Annotated in this window: 16 protein-coding genes; 13 read left to right on the top strand and 3 right to left on the bottom strand. The window is 60.6% G+C overall.

The annotated features are described in order from the left end of the window. Window positions 1–192: 192 nt before the first annotated feature. Entirely contained in the window at window positions 193–498 is a 306-nt protein-coding gene (locus tag IF189_RS06565; protein WP_085712960.1) for a DUF2288 domain-containing protein, read from the bottom strand. Between IF189_RS06565 and IF189_RS06560 the strand changes: the two genes are divergently transcribed. The 10 genes from IF189_RS06560 to IF189_RS06515 all read left to right on the top strand — a co-directional run bounded on the left by IF189_RS06560 (window position 497) and on the right by IF189_RS06515 (window position 8,456). Further along, window positions 497–838, top strand: a complete 342-nt coding sequence (locus IF189_RS06560; RefSeq protein WP_192553002.1) for a hypothetical protein — start codon at window positions 497–499, stop codon at window positions 836–838. The genes IF189_RS06565 and IF189_RS06560 overlap by 2 nt on opposite strands. Window positions 839–850: 12 nt before the next feature. Further along, complete coding sequence (locus IF189_RS06555) at window positions 851–1,978, top strand: branched-chain amino acid ABC transporter substrate-binding protein (protein ID WP_085712959.1); 1,128 nt, start codon at window positions 851–853, stop codon at window positions 1,976–1,978. A 231-nt stretch (window positions 1,979–2,209) separates the two neighbouring features. Beyond that, window positions 2,210–3,133, top strand: a complete 924-nt coding sequence (gene livH, locus IF189_RS06550; protein WP_085729918.1) for a high-affinity branched-chain amino acid ABC transporter permease LivH — start codon at window positions 2,210–2,212, stop codon at window positions 3,131–3,133. After that, the gene (locus IF189_RS06545; protein ID WP_114881719.1) at window positions 3,130–4,386 is read left to right on the top strand and encodes a high-affinity branched-chain amino acid ABC transporter permease LivM; all 1,257 of its coding nucleotides are present in this window, start codon (window positions 3,130–3,132) and stop codon (window positions 4,384–4,386) included. The genes livH and IF189_RS06545 overlap by 4 nt, the downstream gene beginning before the upstream one ends. After that, window positions 4,383–5,150, top strand: a complete 768-nt coding sequence (gene livG, locus IF189_RS06540; protein WP_192553001.1) for a high-affinity branched-chain amino acid ABC transporter ATP-binding protein LivG — start codon at window positions 4,383–4,385, stop codon at window positions 5,148–5,150. The genes IF189_RS06545 and livG overlap by 4 nt, the downstream gene beginning before the upstream one ends. Then, on the top strand, window positions 5,151–5,852 hold the full coding sequence (locus tag IF189_RS06535; RefSeq protein WP_003222380.1) for an ABC transporter ATP-binding protein: 702 nt from the start codon (window positions 5,151–5,153) through the stop codon (window positions 5,850–5,852). A 157-nt stretch (window positions 5,853–6,009) separates the two neighbouring features. Continuing rightward, window positions 6,010–6,318, top strand: coding sequence for a DUF2282 domain-containing protein (locus tag IF189_RS06530; RefSeq protein ID WP_085712955.1), 309 nt, complete (start codon window positions 6,010–6,012; stop codon window positions 6,316–6,318). Between the two features lie 25 nt (window positions 6,319–6,343). Beyond that, window positions 6,344–7,231: a DUF692 domain-containing protein gene (locus IF189_RS06525; RefSeq protein WP_192553000.1), complete on the top strand. Its 888-nt coding sequence runs from the start codon at window positions 6,344–6,346 to the stop codon at window positions 7,229–7,231. Next, complete coding sequence (locus tag IF189_RS06520) at window positions 7,228–7,986, top strand: DUF2063 domain-containing protein (RefSeq protein WP_192552999.1); 759 nt, start codon at window positions 7,228–7,230, stop codon at window positions 7,984–7,986. The genes IF189_RS06525 and IF189_RS06520 overlap by 4 nt, the downstream gene beginning before the upstream one ends. Next, window positions 7,983–8,456: a DoxX family protein gene (locus IF189_RS06515; RefSeq protein WP_192552998.1), complete on the top strand. Its 474-nt coding sequence runs from the start codon at window positions 7,983–7,985 to the stop codon at window positions 8,454–8,456. The genes IF189_RS06520 and IF189_RS06515 overlap by 4 nt, the downstream gene beginning before the upstream one ends. On the opposite strand, the gene IF189_RS06510 is transcribed toward IF189_RS06515, so the two are convergent. Beyond that, the gene (locus IF189_RS06510; RefSeq protein ID WP_134825720.1) at window positions 8,447–9,361 is read right to left on the bottom strand and encodes a LysR family transcriptional regulator; all 915 of its coding nucleotides are present in this window, start codon (window positions 9,359–9,361) and stop codon (window positions 8,447–8,449) included. The genes IF189_RS06515 and IF189_RS06510 overlap by 10 nt on opposite strands. 103 nt (window positions 9,362–9,464) lie before the next feature. On the opposite strand from IF189_RS06510, the gene IF189_RS06505 reads away from it, so the two are divergent. After that, on the top strand, window positions 9,465–10,064 hold the full coding sequence (locus IF189_RS06505; RefSeq protein WP_085712951.1) for a short chain dehydrogenase: 600 nt from the start codon (window positions 9,465–9,467) through the stop codon (window positions 10,062–10,064). A gap of 43 nt (window positions 10,065–10,107) precedes the next feature. On the opposite strand, the gene IF189_RS06500 is transcribed toward IF189_RS06505, so the two are convergent. Then, window positions 10,108–10,467, bottom strand: coding sequence for a hypothetical protein (locus IF189_RS06500; protein ID WP_134825719.1), 360 nt, complete (start codon window positions 10,465–10,467; stop codon window positions 10,108–10,110). A 163-nt stretch (window positions 10,468–10,630) separates the two neighbouring features. Between IF189_RS06500 and IF189_RS06495 the strand changes: the two genes are divergently transcribed. After that, window positions 10,631–11,284, top strand: coding sequence for a COG3650 family protein (locus IF189_RS06495; RefSeq protein ID WP_134825718.1), 654 nt, complete (start codon window positions 10,631–10,633; stop codon window positions 11,282–11,284). 95 nt (window positions 11,285–11,379) lie between these two features. Further along, window positions 11,380–12,993 (top strand): NAD(P)/FAD-dependent oxidoreductase, encoded by a 1,614-nt coding sequence (locus IF189_RS06490; RefSeq protein WP_085729908.1) that lies wholly within the window; start codon window positions 11,380–11,382, stop codon window positions 12,991–12,993. Window positions 12,994–13,050 lie beyond the last annotated feature (57 nt).

The raw sequence follows: 13,050 nt of genomic DNA, 5'->3' as shown, positions 1-13,050 counted from the left end.
GAAAATTTCAGCCTTTCCAACATCCCGAAACAATTAAGCAGCCGTTAGGCTGCTTACTAAACTGTGCCCGTTACGTTTACGTCACCGTTATGCCACCCGCGCTTGTGGCATTTCTCTACGGCAACGTGCCATCACGCTACTCGGCTACACACTTTTCCTCGGCCATCATGCGCACCAACGAGGTGCAACCCCTCAGGCCGACGCCCTTTCCTGGACCAGAATCCACGGCCGGACCACCACCGCCCACATCTCGGGATCACGTTCGAAAATATCCAGCGCCCGCGTTTCAGACAGCTTGGCGACCTTGTCTTCGGCCAGCCAGGCAGCGACTTTCTCGCCCTGATCCGATGCCACGGCCTCGGCCACGGCGATCAAATCCAGGTCAGCGTCGACCCACAATAGGGCACCCTGGGCGTAGAAGCGCTCCAGCTCCTTCCAGGTAATAGATGCGGTTTCACCAAGCAGCTTGGCATAGAGGGTGCTAGGTTCTTGATTCATGGGACTGTCCGGAAAAGAAATCGGCGCGAATGATAACGTCGGTGGTCCGGCAGAAAAACCCGGTAGCAAAAGGCTGTACCGAACGAAAAGCGCAGGAAAGCCAAGGAATGCTGATGATTGGGGCATAAGCCCTCTGAAAGCCCCGCCGCAATTCTGTCTTTTTCTTTCATTAAAGCGACATCTCCAGAATTTGCCCCTGGGCGCCAGCTTCCCAGGCCAACAACCGGCGCTCTACACTGTACCGGTACAGTTGCCGGGGGCATTTCCGGAAGGTATCGCGAAGATATCCAGCCCGGTTCTGCTGCTACGGCGTCAGGACTCTAAAAAAATACAACAGTAAGAGTGGAGCACTATGACTAAGGCTACTAAGCAGATTTCCAAACTGTTTGCCGCTATGGTACTGGCCGGGGTTGCCAGCCATTCGTTCGCAGCTGACACCATCAAGATCGGTATCGCCGGCCCTAAAACCGGCCCGGTAGCCCAGTACGGCGACATGCAGTTCAGTGGCGCCAAAATGGCCATCGAACAGATCAACGCCAAGGGCGGCGTCGACGGCAAGAAGCTCGAAGCCGTTGAATACGATGACGCTTGCGACCCGAAACAAGCGGTAGCCGTTGCGAACAAGGTCGTCAACGACGGCGTCAAGTTCGTGGTCGGTCACCTGTGCTCCAGCTCCACTCAGCCTGCTTCGGACGTTTACGAAGACGAAGGCGTGATCATGATCACCCCGGCTGCCACCAGCCCGGACATCACCAGCCGTGGTTACAAAATGGTGTTCCGCACCATCGGTCTGGACAGCGCCCAGGGCCCTGCCGCCGGTAACTACATTGCCGATCACGTGAAACCGAAAATCGTTGCTGTCCTGCACGACAAACAGCAATACGGTGAAGGCATCGCCACCGCCGTGAAGAAAACCCTGGAAGGCAAAGGCGTCAAGGTTGCCGTGTTCGAAGGCGTCAACGCCGGCGACAAAGACTTCTCCTCGATGATCTCCAAGCTCAAGCAAGCCAACGTCGACTTCGTCTACTACGGCGGCTACCACCCTGAGCTGGGCCTGATCCTGCGTCAGTCCCAGGAAAAAGGCCTGAAAGCCAAGTTCATGGGTCCGGAAGGCGTGGGTAACGACTCCATCTCGCAGATCGCCAAGGATGCGTCCGAAGGCCTGCTGGTGACCCTGCCGAAGTCCTTCGACCAGGATCCGGCCAACCAGAAACTGGCTGAAGACTTCAAGGCGAAGAAAGAAGACCCGAGCGGCCCGTTCGTGTTCCCGTCCTACTCGGCGGTTGAAGTGATTGCACAAGGTATCACCGCTGCCAAATCCGAAGACCCTGCCAAAGTGGCGGCCGCCATTCACGCAGGCACCTTCAAGACCCCGACCGGCGATCTGAGCTTCGACGCCAAGGGCGACCTGAAGGACTTCAAATTCGTGGTCTACGAGTGGCACTTCGGCAAACCTAAAACCGAAGTTTCGCCTCAGTAAGGCGCTGCCTGACTGACTGCCAATAAAGCCCACGGCGTGCCGTGGGCTTTGTTTTACGAATGTATTGGGCCGCGCTGGCGTGATCCGCCAGTCTCCCCACCTGAAAATCTCAAAACCGTCATCAGCGGTTCGCTGGCAAAACCCGGATTCGAAGTGGATAAAGATCCACGGGGCCGGGCGGGAAAATGACTCCACCAGTGAAATGCGTATCAGGTTTTTAGGAGCGCTGTAATGCCTGACATCTATCACTTCTTCCAACAGCTGGTTAATGGCATGACCATTGGCAGCACGTATGCCCTGATCGCCATCGGCTATACGATGGTCTACGGCATCATTGGAATGATCAACTTCGCCCATGGCGAGGTGTACATGATCGGCTCCTACGTGGCATTCATCGCCATCGCCGGGCTGTCCATGATGGGACTCGACAGCGTTCCGCTGTTGATGACCGCCGCTTTTCTCGCAACCATCGTCGTGACCAGTGCCTACGGTTACAGCATCGAACGGGTCGCCTACCGCCCCTTGCGCGGCAGCAACCGTCTGATCCCGCTGATTTCCGCCATCGGTATGTCGATCTTCCTGCAGAACACGGTTCTGCTGGCGCAAGACTCCAAGGACAAATCCATCCCCAACCTGATCCCTGGAAACTTTTCCATCGGGCCAGGTGGCGCACATGAAGTGCTGATTTCCTACATGCAAATCGTGGTGTTCGTGGTGACCCTGGTCGCCATGCTCGGCCTGACGCTGTTCATCTCCCGCTCTCGCCTGGGCCGCGCCTGCCGCGCCTGTGCCGAAGACATCAAGATGGCCAACCTGCTGGGCATCAACACCAACAACATCATCGCCCTGACCTTCGTCATCGGTGCTGCGCTGGCGGCCATCGCGGCCGTGCTGCTGAGCATGCAATACGGCGTGATCAACCCGAACGCCGGTTTCCTCGTCGGCCTCAAGGCCTTCACCGCCGCGGTACTGGGCGGCATCGGCAGCATCCCCGGCGCCATGCTCGGCGGGCTGGTGCTCGGTGTGGCGGAAGCCTTTGGTGCCGATATCTTCGGCGACCAGTACAAGGACGTCGTGGCGTTCGGCCTGCTGGTTCTGGTGCTGTTGTTCCGGCCAACCGGCCTGTTGGGTCGTCCGGAGGTTGAGAAAGTATGACTAGGAATCTTAAACAGGCGCTGTTCAGCGCCCTGCTGGTGTGGGCGGTGGCCTACCCGGTACTCGGTCTGAAGCTGACCATCGTCGGCATCAACCTCGAAGTGCATGGCACAAGTACCTCGACCTTGATCACCATTGCCGTCTGCTCGGTACTGATGTTCCTGCGCGTGCTGTTCGACCAGCAGATCGGCGCGGCGTGGAAATCCTCGCCGAGCCTGCCCAAGATGCCGGCCAAGGCCAGCAGCTTCCTGACCCTGCCGACCACTCAGCGCTGGATCATCATTGCGTTGATCATCGGTGCACTGGTCTGGCCGTTCTTCGGTTCTCGCGGCGCGGTGGATATCGCGACGCTGGTGCTGATCTACGTGATGCTCGGCCTGGGCCTGAACATCGTGGTCGGCCTGGCAGGCCTGCTCGACCTCGGTTACGTCGGCTTCTATGCCGTCGGCGCCTACAGTTATGCGCTGCTGTCGCACTACTACGGCCTGAGCTTCTGGATCTGCCTGCCGATCGCCGGACTGATGGCGGCCACCTTCGGCTTCCTGCTCGGTTTCCCGGTCCTGCGTCTGCGCGGTGACTATCTGGCGATCGTGACGCTGGGCTTCGGTGAAATCATCCGTCTGTTCCTGCGTAACCTCACCGACATCACCGGCGGCCCGAACGGCATCAGCAACATTCCCAAGCCATCGCTGTTCGGGTTGACCTTCGACAAGACGGCCGCAGAGGGGATGCAGACCTTCCACGAGTACTTCGGCCTGACCTACAACCCGGTGAACAAGGTGATCTTCCTTTACCTGATCGCGGTGTTGCTGTCGCTGTTCGCGCTGTTCGTCATCAACCGCTTGCTGCGCATGCCCCTGGGCCGTGCCTGGGAAGCGTTGCGCGAAGACGAGATCGCTTGCCGCGCGCTGGGTCTGAACCCGACGATCATCAAGCTTTCGGCATTCACCCTGGGTGCCTGCTTCGCCGGTTTCGCCGGCAGCTTCTTCGCTGCCCGTCAGGGTCTGGTGACGCCGGAGTCCTTCACCTTCATCGAGTCGGCGACCATTCTCGCCATCGTGGTGCTGGGCGGCATGGGTTCGCAGCTGGGCGTGGTACTGGCCGCGGTCGTGATGATCCTGTTGCCGGAAATGATGCGTGAGTTCAGTGAGTACCGCATGTTGATGTTCGGCGCCCTGATGGTGCTGATGATGATCTGGCGACCTCAAGGTCTGCTGCCCATGCAACGTCCTCACATGGAGCTGCGCAAATGAGCCGCGAGATCCTGAAAGTCGAAAATCTGAGCATGCGCTTCGGCGGCCTGCTGGCGGTCAACGGCGTGGCCCTGACCGTGAAAGAGAAACAAGTGGTGGCGCTGATCGGGCCTAACGGCGCGGGCAAGACCACCGTGTTCAACTGCCTGACCGGTTTCTACAAGCCGAGCGGCGGCAGCATCAAGCTCGATGGCGAACCGATCGAAGGCCTGCCTGGCCACAAGATCGCCCTCAAGGGCGTGGTGCGTACCTTCCAGAACGTGCGGTTGTTCAAGGACATGACGGCGGTCGAGAACCTGCTGATCGCCCAGCACCGTCACCTGAACACCAATTTCCTGTCCGGCCTGTTCAAGACCCCGGCGTTCCGCAAAAGCGAGCGCGAGGCCATGGAATACGCCGAATACTGGCTGGAAAAGGTCAACCTCAAGGAGTTCGCCAACCGTCCGGCCGGCACCCTGGCCTACGGTCAGCAGCGTCGTCTGGAAATCGCTCGCTGCATGATGACCCGTCCACGGATCCTCATGCTCGACGAACCGGCCGCCGGTCTGAACCCGAAGGAAACCGAAGACCTGAAGGCGCTGATCAGCGTGCTGCGTGAAGAGCACAACGTGACCGTGCTGCTGATCGAACACGACATGAAACTGGTCATGAGCATTTCCGACCACATCGTCGTGATCAACCAGGGCACGCCTCTGGCCGACGGCACGCCGGAACAGATCCGCGACAATCCTGAAGTGATCAAAGCCTATCTGGGGGAAGCGTAAATGCTGCAGTTCGAAAACGTTTCCACCTTCTACGGCAAGATCCAGGCCCTGCACAGCGTCAACGTCGAAGTCCGCCAGGGCGAGATCGTGACCCTGATCGGCGCCAACGGTGCCGGCAAGTCCACCCTGCTGATGACGCTCTGCGGTTCGCCGCAGGCCCACAGCGGCAGCATCCGCTACATGGGTGAGGAACTGGTCGGCCAGGACTCGTCGCAGATCATGCGCAAGAGCATCGCCGTGGTGCCGGAAGGCCGCCGGGTGTTTGCCCGACTGACTGTCGAAGAGAACCTGTCCATGGGCGGATTCTTCACCGACAAGGGCGACTATCAGGAACAGATGGACAAGGTTCTCGGACTTTTCCCGCGCCTGAAAGAACGCTTCAACCAGCGCGGCGGCACCATGTCCGGCGGCGAACAACAAATGCTCGCCATCGGCCGGGCGCTGATGAGCAAGCCGAAGCTGCTGCTGCTCGACGAGCCGTCGCTGGGTCTGGCACCGATCATCATCCAGCAGATCTTCGACATCATCGAACAGCTGCGCAAGGACGGTGTGACGGTGTTCCTGGTCGAGCAGAACGCCAACCAGGCGCTGAAAATCGCTGACCGCGCGTACGTTCTGGAGAACGGCCGGGTGGTGATGCAAGGCACCGGCGAAGCGCTGCTGACCGACCCGAAAGTGCGCGAGGCGTACCTCGGCGGTTGATTGATCGCTTCAAACAAAAAAACGGCCTTCGGGCCGTTTTTTTGTATTCGATAAATTATTTTGCCTTTCGCTGTAACGCATCGCCAGGTCGTTTCTCTAGTGGGGTAAGCAAGCGCACATCGCTTGTTCCAACCCAAGCAAAAATCGGAGAAACATCATGACTGCTACCACCCGTACCCTGTCCGCCACCGCCCTGGTTCTGGCCCTTGGTTCCGCCCTGAGCATGGCCGCCGTTTCGACCGTTCAGGCGGCCGACAACAGCAACATGGAAAAATGCTTCGGCGTGGCCATGAAAGGTCATAACGACTGTGCCGCCGGCGCCGGCACCACCTGTGCAGGCACTGCAAAAATGGATTACCAGGCCAACTCCTGGAAGTTCGTTCCGAAAGGCACCTGCACCACCACCGAAAGCAAAACCTCGCCGACCGGTTTCGGTCAGATGGAAGCCTTCAAGGCCAAGTCCTGATCCGGAGGCTGCCCGAGTGTCGATCATGATCACTTCCTGCGACCATGCCTCCCCCCGCACTCGGGCAGCCCTCACCGGGCTCCCGCCCCGTGCCGGACTGGGGCTCAAGACCGGGCACTTCCGTGAAGTGCTCGGTTCTCTACCGGACATCGGTTTCTTCGAAGTCCACGCCGAAAACTACATGGTGGCCGGCGGCCCGTTTCATCACTTTCTGGGTTTGATCCGCGAGGCGTATCCGCTGTCGCTGCATGGCGTCGGCCTGTCCATCGGTGCCGAAGGCCCGCTGGATGTGCAACACCTCAAACGCCTGAGCGCGCTGATCGAGCGTTATCAACCCCACTCCTTTTCCGAACACCTGGCCTGGTCGACTCACGGCCCGGTGTTTCTCAATGATCTATTGCCCCTGGCCTACGACACGCCGACGCTGAATCGCGTCTGCGATCACATCGACCAGGTGCAGAACACCCTCAAGCGTCCGATGCTGCTGGAAAACCCGGCGACCTATCTGGCGTTCGAGCGTTCGACAATCGACGAAGCGGACTTCATCCGTGAAGTCATCCGGCGCAGCGGCTGCGGTCTGTTGCTGGACGTAAACAATGTCTACGTCTCGTGCATCAATCATCAGCGCGATCCCCTGGCCTACCTCGACGCACTGCCGCTGCACGCAGTTGGCGAGATCCACCTGGCGGGGTTTGCCGAAGACTCCGACAGCCTCGGTGATCGCTTGCTGATCGACGATCACGGCGCACCGATCGATCAGGCCGTCTGGTCGCTGTACCGGCAGGCGCTGGAACGCGTCGGCCCGGTGGCGACGCTGATCGAACGGGACAATCAGGTGCCGGCCTTCGACGTGCTGCTGGCCGAAGCGCAACAGGCCGACGAGCTTCTGCTTTGCGCAGGAGGTCGGCCATGAGCACCCAAGCCGTGTTCAGCGCCGCACTGCTCGATATCGGCCTGCCCTGCCCCGACGGATTGTGCAGCACCAACGGGGCCGATCCGGCCAGTCGATTCGCGGTGTACCGCAACAATGTGCAAGGCTCGTTGAGCAATGCACTGGCCGACAGTTATCCCGTGGTGAGGCAGTTGGTGGGAGAAGAATTCTTCCGCGCCATGGCCGGCGTTTTCATTCAAAACCACCCGCCACGAAGCCCGTTGATGAGCGACTACGGCAGTGATCTGGCGGACTTCATCAGCGGATTCGAACCGGCGTCGAGCGTGCCTTATCTGGCCGATGTCGCGCGACTGGAACGCCTGCGCACGCTGGCCTATCACGCCGCCGATATCGCGCCGCTCAGCCAGGACCGGATCGCTGCGGCCTTCGCGGATCAGGAAGGCCTGAGGCGCTTGCAAATCGGCCTGCACCCTTCGTTGCACATACTCGACTCAGTCTTTCCCGTGGTGGATATCTGGGCCGCGCACCAGCACGACGCCACGCTGGCCGGGATCGATCTGAATCAGGCCCAGCACGCGCTGATCCTGCGCAACGGCCTGGAGGTCGAGGTGTTCGCCGTGGATCCCGGCGTCAGCCAGTTCATCGGCCAGCTAAAGGCCGGCCTGTCACTGACCGAGGCGCTGGCATCCGCAGACGCCTTCGATCTCAGCCAGACCCTGGCCCTGTTGATCAGCCGCCAGACCATTACCCATTTACATCACAAGGTTTCGCCATGAACAGCCTCATTGCCCGCGCCATTGCGCTGCTGGAAAAAATCCCGCACAGCCTGATCGCCTTCATCGCCCGTTTTTCCATCGCGGCGGTGTTCTGGAAATCCGGGCAGACCAAGGTCGAGGGCCTGGCCATCGACCTGATCGACGGCACGTTCCAGGTCGGTTGGCCGCACTTGGCCGATTCGACGATTCCGCTGTTCCAGAGCGAATACCACGTGCCGCTGCTGTCACCGGAAATCGCCGCGCACATGGCGGCGTTCGCCGAACACTTTTTCCCGATCCTGATCCTCGTCGGCTTCGCCACAAGGTTTTCAGCGCTGGCACTGCTGGGCATGACGCTGGTCATCGAGCTGTTCGTGTACCCCGACGCCTACCCGACCCACGGAACTTGGGCGGCAGTGTTGCTGTACCTGATGACCACCGGTCCGGGCAAACTGTCGATCGATCATCTGATCGCCCGACGTTACCGCTGAAGCCGGTCCAGGGCCTCGCCGCTGCGCTTGAACCAGTCGATCAAGTAGTCCGCCAGCACTTGAGTGCGCTTCGGCAGCCCGCCCTGATACGGGTGCACCAGGTACATCGGCATGCGCCGGGTCTGAAAATCCCGCAGGAGCCAGCGCAATCGGCCGTCAGCCAATTCCGTCTGCAACAGATAGGACGGCAGGCGAGCGACGCCGGCGCCAGCGAGTGCGGCTTTTTTCAGCAGGCTGTAGTGATTGCTGGCGAACGGCCCCGACACCCGCACTCGCAACAGTTCGTGCTGCTGGTGATAGAGCCATTCTTCGCGACCGCCGTAGTGACTGTTGAGCAGGCAACGATGGTCGGCCAGCGCCTGTGGCGTCGCCGGTTCGCCGAAACGCTCAAGGTAGGCCGGGCTGGCGCAGGTCATTTCCTGCCAGGCCAGCAAAGGCTTGGCCACCAGACGCTCGTCGTTGGCGACGTCGGTGCGGATCGCCAGATCAAAGCCATCGCGGGAGAGATCGCGATAGCTGTTGTTCAGCTCCAGCTCGATCTGCACTTCGGGGTATTTCTGCGAAAACTCCAGCACCAGGCCGTCGAAGAAAGTTTCCCCCAGCGACACCGGAACCGTCATCCGCACCGGGCCTGCCATATCGTCCTTCAAACGCGCCAATGCCTGACGCGCCCTTTCGACCTGGACGACAAGCGCCTGAGCCTGGGGCAACAGCGCCGCACCGGCCGCCGTCAGGCTGAGCCGACGTGTGGTGCGTTGCAGCAGCACCACGGAAAACTGCGCCTCCAGCTGACTGATGCGCTTGGACAGCTGTCCCTTGCTGCACCCCAGTTGCTGCGCCGCCAGGGTAAAACTGCCGGCCTCGATCAATACCGCGAACGCCGCCAGATCATCCATCTCGCTCATGGATTGTTTCCATTTGAAAACCAAAGGTTGCCCATTAGCGCGCTTATCAGCGGAAAAAACCACTCTAGACTGAAAGCTCGTTCAATCACTTGAGGCAAGCACGATGAAAATTCTGTTGATCGGCGCCGGCGGCACCATCGGTTCGGCCGTGGACAAAGAGCTGTCGCAGCGTCACGAAGTCATTCGCATAGGCCGCAGCAGCGGCGATTTCCAGGTGGATATCAGCGACAGCGCATCGATCCGCAAGCTGTTCGAAAAGACCGGCAAGTTCGACGCACTGGTCTGCGCCGCCGGCAACGTGACCTTCGCCCCGCTGGGCGACATGAACGAAGACAGCTTCGCCCTCGGCCTGAAAGACAAACTGATGGGCCAGGTCAATCTGCTGCTGATCGGCCGTGAATTCGCCAACGACGGCGCATCGTTCACCTTCACCACCGGCGTCCTCAGCCACGACCCGATCCGCAGCGGTGCTTCGGCAGCACTGGTCAACGGTGCACTGGACAGCTTCGTCCGTGCCGCCGCCATCGAGCTGCCACGGGGCCTGCGCGTGAACTCGATCAGCCCGACCGTGCTGGTGGAAGCCATGGGCAGCTACGCCCCGTACTTCCGCGGCTACAAGCCGGTTCCTGCGGCGGATGTGGCATTGGCCTACGCCAAAAGTGTCGAAGGCCTGCAGACAGGTCAGACATTTCACGTGGGCTGAAAAGCCTCGGCATGCGGCGCTGGGTTAGCGTCGCATCAAGGTTTCAGTGCTCCAGCAGCGTCGGAAGCAGCTTGCTGGCGACCTCGCGGGGCACGGCTATTCTCAGGCTCGGGCCATTGATCACCGATTGAATCGTTGCGCTCGACACTTGAACGCCGTTGATGGACAACAGCAGGGGCTGGTGCATTCCCTCAATCGTCACCTGCTGCAGGCGACGCTGCGCATCCGGGCTCAACGTAACATTGAGCATGACGGCTTGCGGATTCGGATCATCGATTCGTTTGAGCTCGAGGCTCATTTCGGAGAAATCCGCCTCTGATGAAAAAGCAATTTCTGCCGCCATCGACGGCCATGCAGCCATCATTGCCAGTACCGCCAATAGCACCCTGCCTGATCCTTTCATAAAAACCTCGCGCATCCAAAAGGCGGACAAGGTACGGCCAAATGTCCTTCGTCCCGACTTCCAAAGTTAAGCCAAATGTTTCCGCTACGTGGCAAGTTCAACTCAAGGTTGTGATAAGCGGTCAGCCTGCGTAACGTGACGGCACTTGTCTGGAGAGCCGAAGATGCGTGTTGCCCGTTCCTTGATCGTTGTTGCCCTGCTCCCTCTGTTTGCCGCGTGCCAGTTGTTCGATGGCGCGCGGGAAAGCGCCTCCCACGTCGGCCAGACGCGGATGCAGGGCCAACTGACCGCTGCCGACGGCAAACTGGTGTTTCAGTCGTGCGGCGAGCAGCGCCAGTACGTGGTCAACGACATCGGCGGCACCAGCATTCTGCAAGAGGCCGCCACCCTGGCCGATCAGCAGGGCAAGCTGTTCGCCGACGTGCGCGGGAAGATCGCCGGTGACCGTCTCGACCTGACCCAGCTATACCGCGTCGAACGCTCCGGCACCGCTTGCGATGATCCGAACTTCAAGCAACTGATCCTGCGCGCCGCCGGCCATGGCCCGGAATGGAACGTCAAGGTCAGCGGCAAAGGCATGGTCATCGATCGCGAAGGCCAGCCACCGCTCGCTGTGCCCTATGTCGAAGAGCAACTGGGCGACGGCCGTTTCAACCTCAGCAGTGAAGCCAACAACCAGCGCATCGAGTTGTGGGTGGCGCCGCAGCGCTGCGTCGACAGCAACACCGGCAGCGTGCAGCACATGAGCGCCGAGCTGCGTATCGACGGCAAGGTGCAGCGCGGCTGCGGGTATTTCGGCGGTTCGCGCAACGACTGATCGTTTTACCCTCACGGGATCCGGCCGTTGCGGCTTATAATCGCCGCCTTCAAACGCCCTGGCGCAGTTGTGCGCCCCGCGAACCGGATCCTGTCATGTTACGAATCACTGAACTCAAGCTGCCGATCGACCATCCCGACGAAGACCTGCGCGCTGCAATCGTGCAACGCCTGGGCATCGCCAGCGATGACCTGCTCGATTTCACCTTGTTCAAGCGCAGCTACGATGCGCGCAAAAAGTCCTCCGAACTGTGCTTCATCTACACCATCGACCTCGAAGTGCGCGACGAGGCCAAGGTGCTGGGCAAGTTCGCCGATGACCGCAACGTCAACGTGGCGCCGGATGTCAGCTACAAATTCGTCGGCCAGGCGCCGAGCGACCTGAGCCAGCGCCCGATCGTGGTCGGTTTCGGCCCGTGCGGGATCTTCGCCGGCCTGCTGCTGGCGCAGATGGGCTTCAAGCCGATCATCCTCGAACGCGGCACCGAAGTGCGCCAGCGCACCAAGGACACCTGGGGCCTGTGGCGCAAAAGCGTACTCAACCCCGAGTCCAACGTGCAGTTCGGCGAAGGCGGTGCGGGCACGTTCTCCGACGGCAAGCTGTACAGCCAGATCAAGGATCCGAAATTCCTCGGCCGTAAAGTCCTGCACGAGTTCGTCAAGGCCGGCGCGCCGGAAGAAATCCTCTACGTCAGCAAGCCGCACATCGGTACATTCCGTCTGACCGGCATGGTCGAAACCATGCGTGAAGAGATCCGTGCCCTGGGCGGCGAAGTGCGCTTCCAGGAACGCGTCACCGACGTGCTGATCGAAGACGGCCAACTGGTCGGCGTCGAGCTGGCCAGCGGCGAAACCCTGCATTCGAAACACGTGATCCTGGCGCTGGGCCACAGTGCCCGTGACACGTTCCGTATGCTCCACAGCCGTGGCGTGTTCATGGAAGCCAAGCCGTTTTCGGTGGGTTTCCGCATCGAGCACCCGCAATCACTGATCGACCGTGCGCGACTGGGCAAGTACGCCGGTCACCCGAAACTCGGCGCCGCCGACTACAAACTGGTGCACCACGCCAAGAACGGCCGTTCGGTCTACAGCTTCTGCATGTGCCCGGGCGGCACCGTGGTGGCGGCGACTTCCGAGCCGAACCGCGTGGTCACCAACGGCATGAGCCAGTACTCGCGTAACGAGCGCAACGCCAACTCCGGCATCGTCGTCGGCATTACGCCGGAAGTCGATTATCCGGGCGGTCCGCTGGCCGGGATCGAGTTGCAGGAGCGTCTGGAATCCCACGCCTTCATCCTCGGCGGCAGCGACTACAAGGCGCCGGCGCAACTGGTCGGCGACTTCATCAACGGCACGCCTTCCACCGAGCTGGGCGAAGTTGAGCCTTCGTACAAACCGGGCGTGGCATTGGGCGATCTGGCCCTGGCGTTGCCGGACTTCGCCATCGAGGCGATCCGCGAGGCCCTGCCGGCATTCGAGAAGCAGATTCGCGGTTATTCGCTGCACGATGCGGTGCTGACCGGGATCGAGACGCGGACTTCGTCGCCGCTGCGGATCACCCGCAACGAGTCGCTGCAGAGCATGAACGTCAAAGGTCTGTTCCCGGCCGGTGAAGGCGCGGGTTATGCGGGCGGGATTCTGTCGGCGGGTGTTGACGGGATCCGGATTGCGGAAGCTGTGGCGCGTGACATCCTGGGCCTCGAGGCCTGATACGCCACACCTGAAGCGATACCAAAAACTGTGGGAGCGAATTCGCTCCCACAGTCG

The organism is Pseudomonas sp. IzPS59, from assembly GCF_014863505.1.
Classification (GTDB): Bacteria; Pseudomonadota; Gammaproteobacteria; order Pseudomonadales; family Pseudomonadaceae; genus Aquipseudomonas; species Aquipseudomonas kribbensis.
Note: the sequence above shows the minus strand (reverse complement) of the source record. Positions and strands in the feature narration are given on the sequence as shown.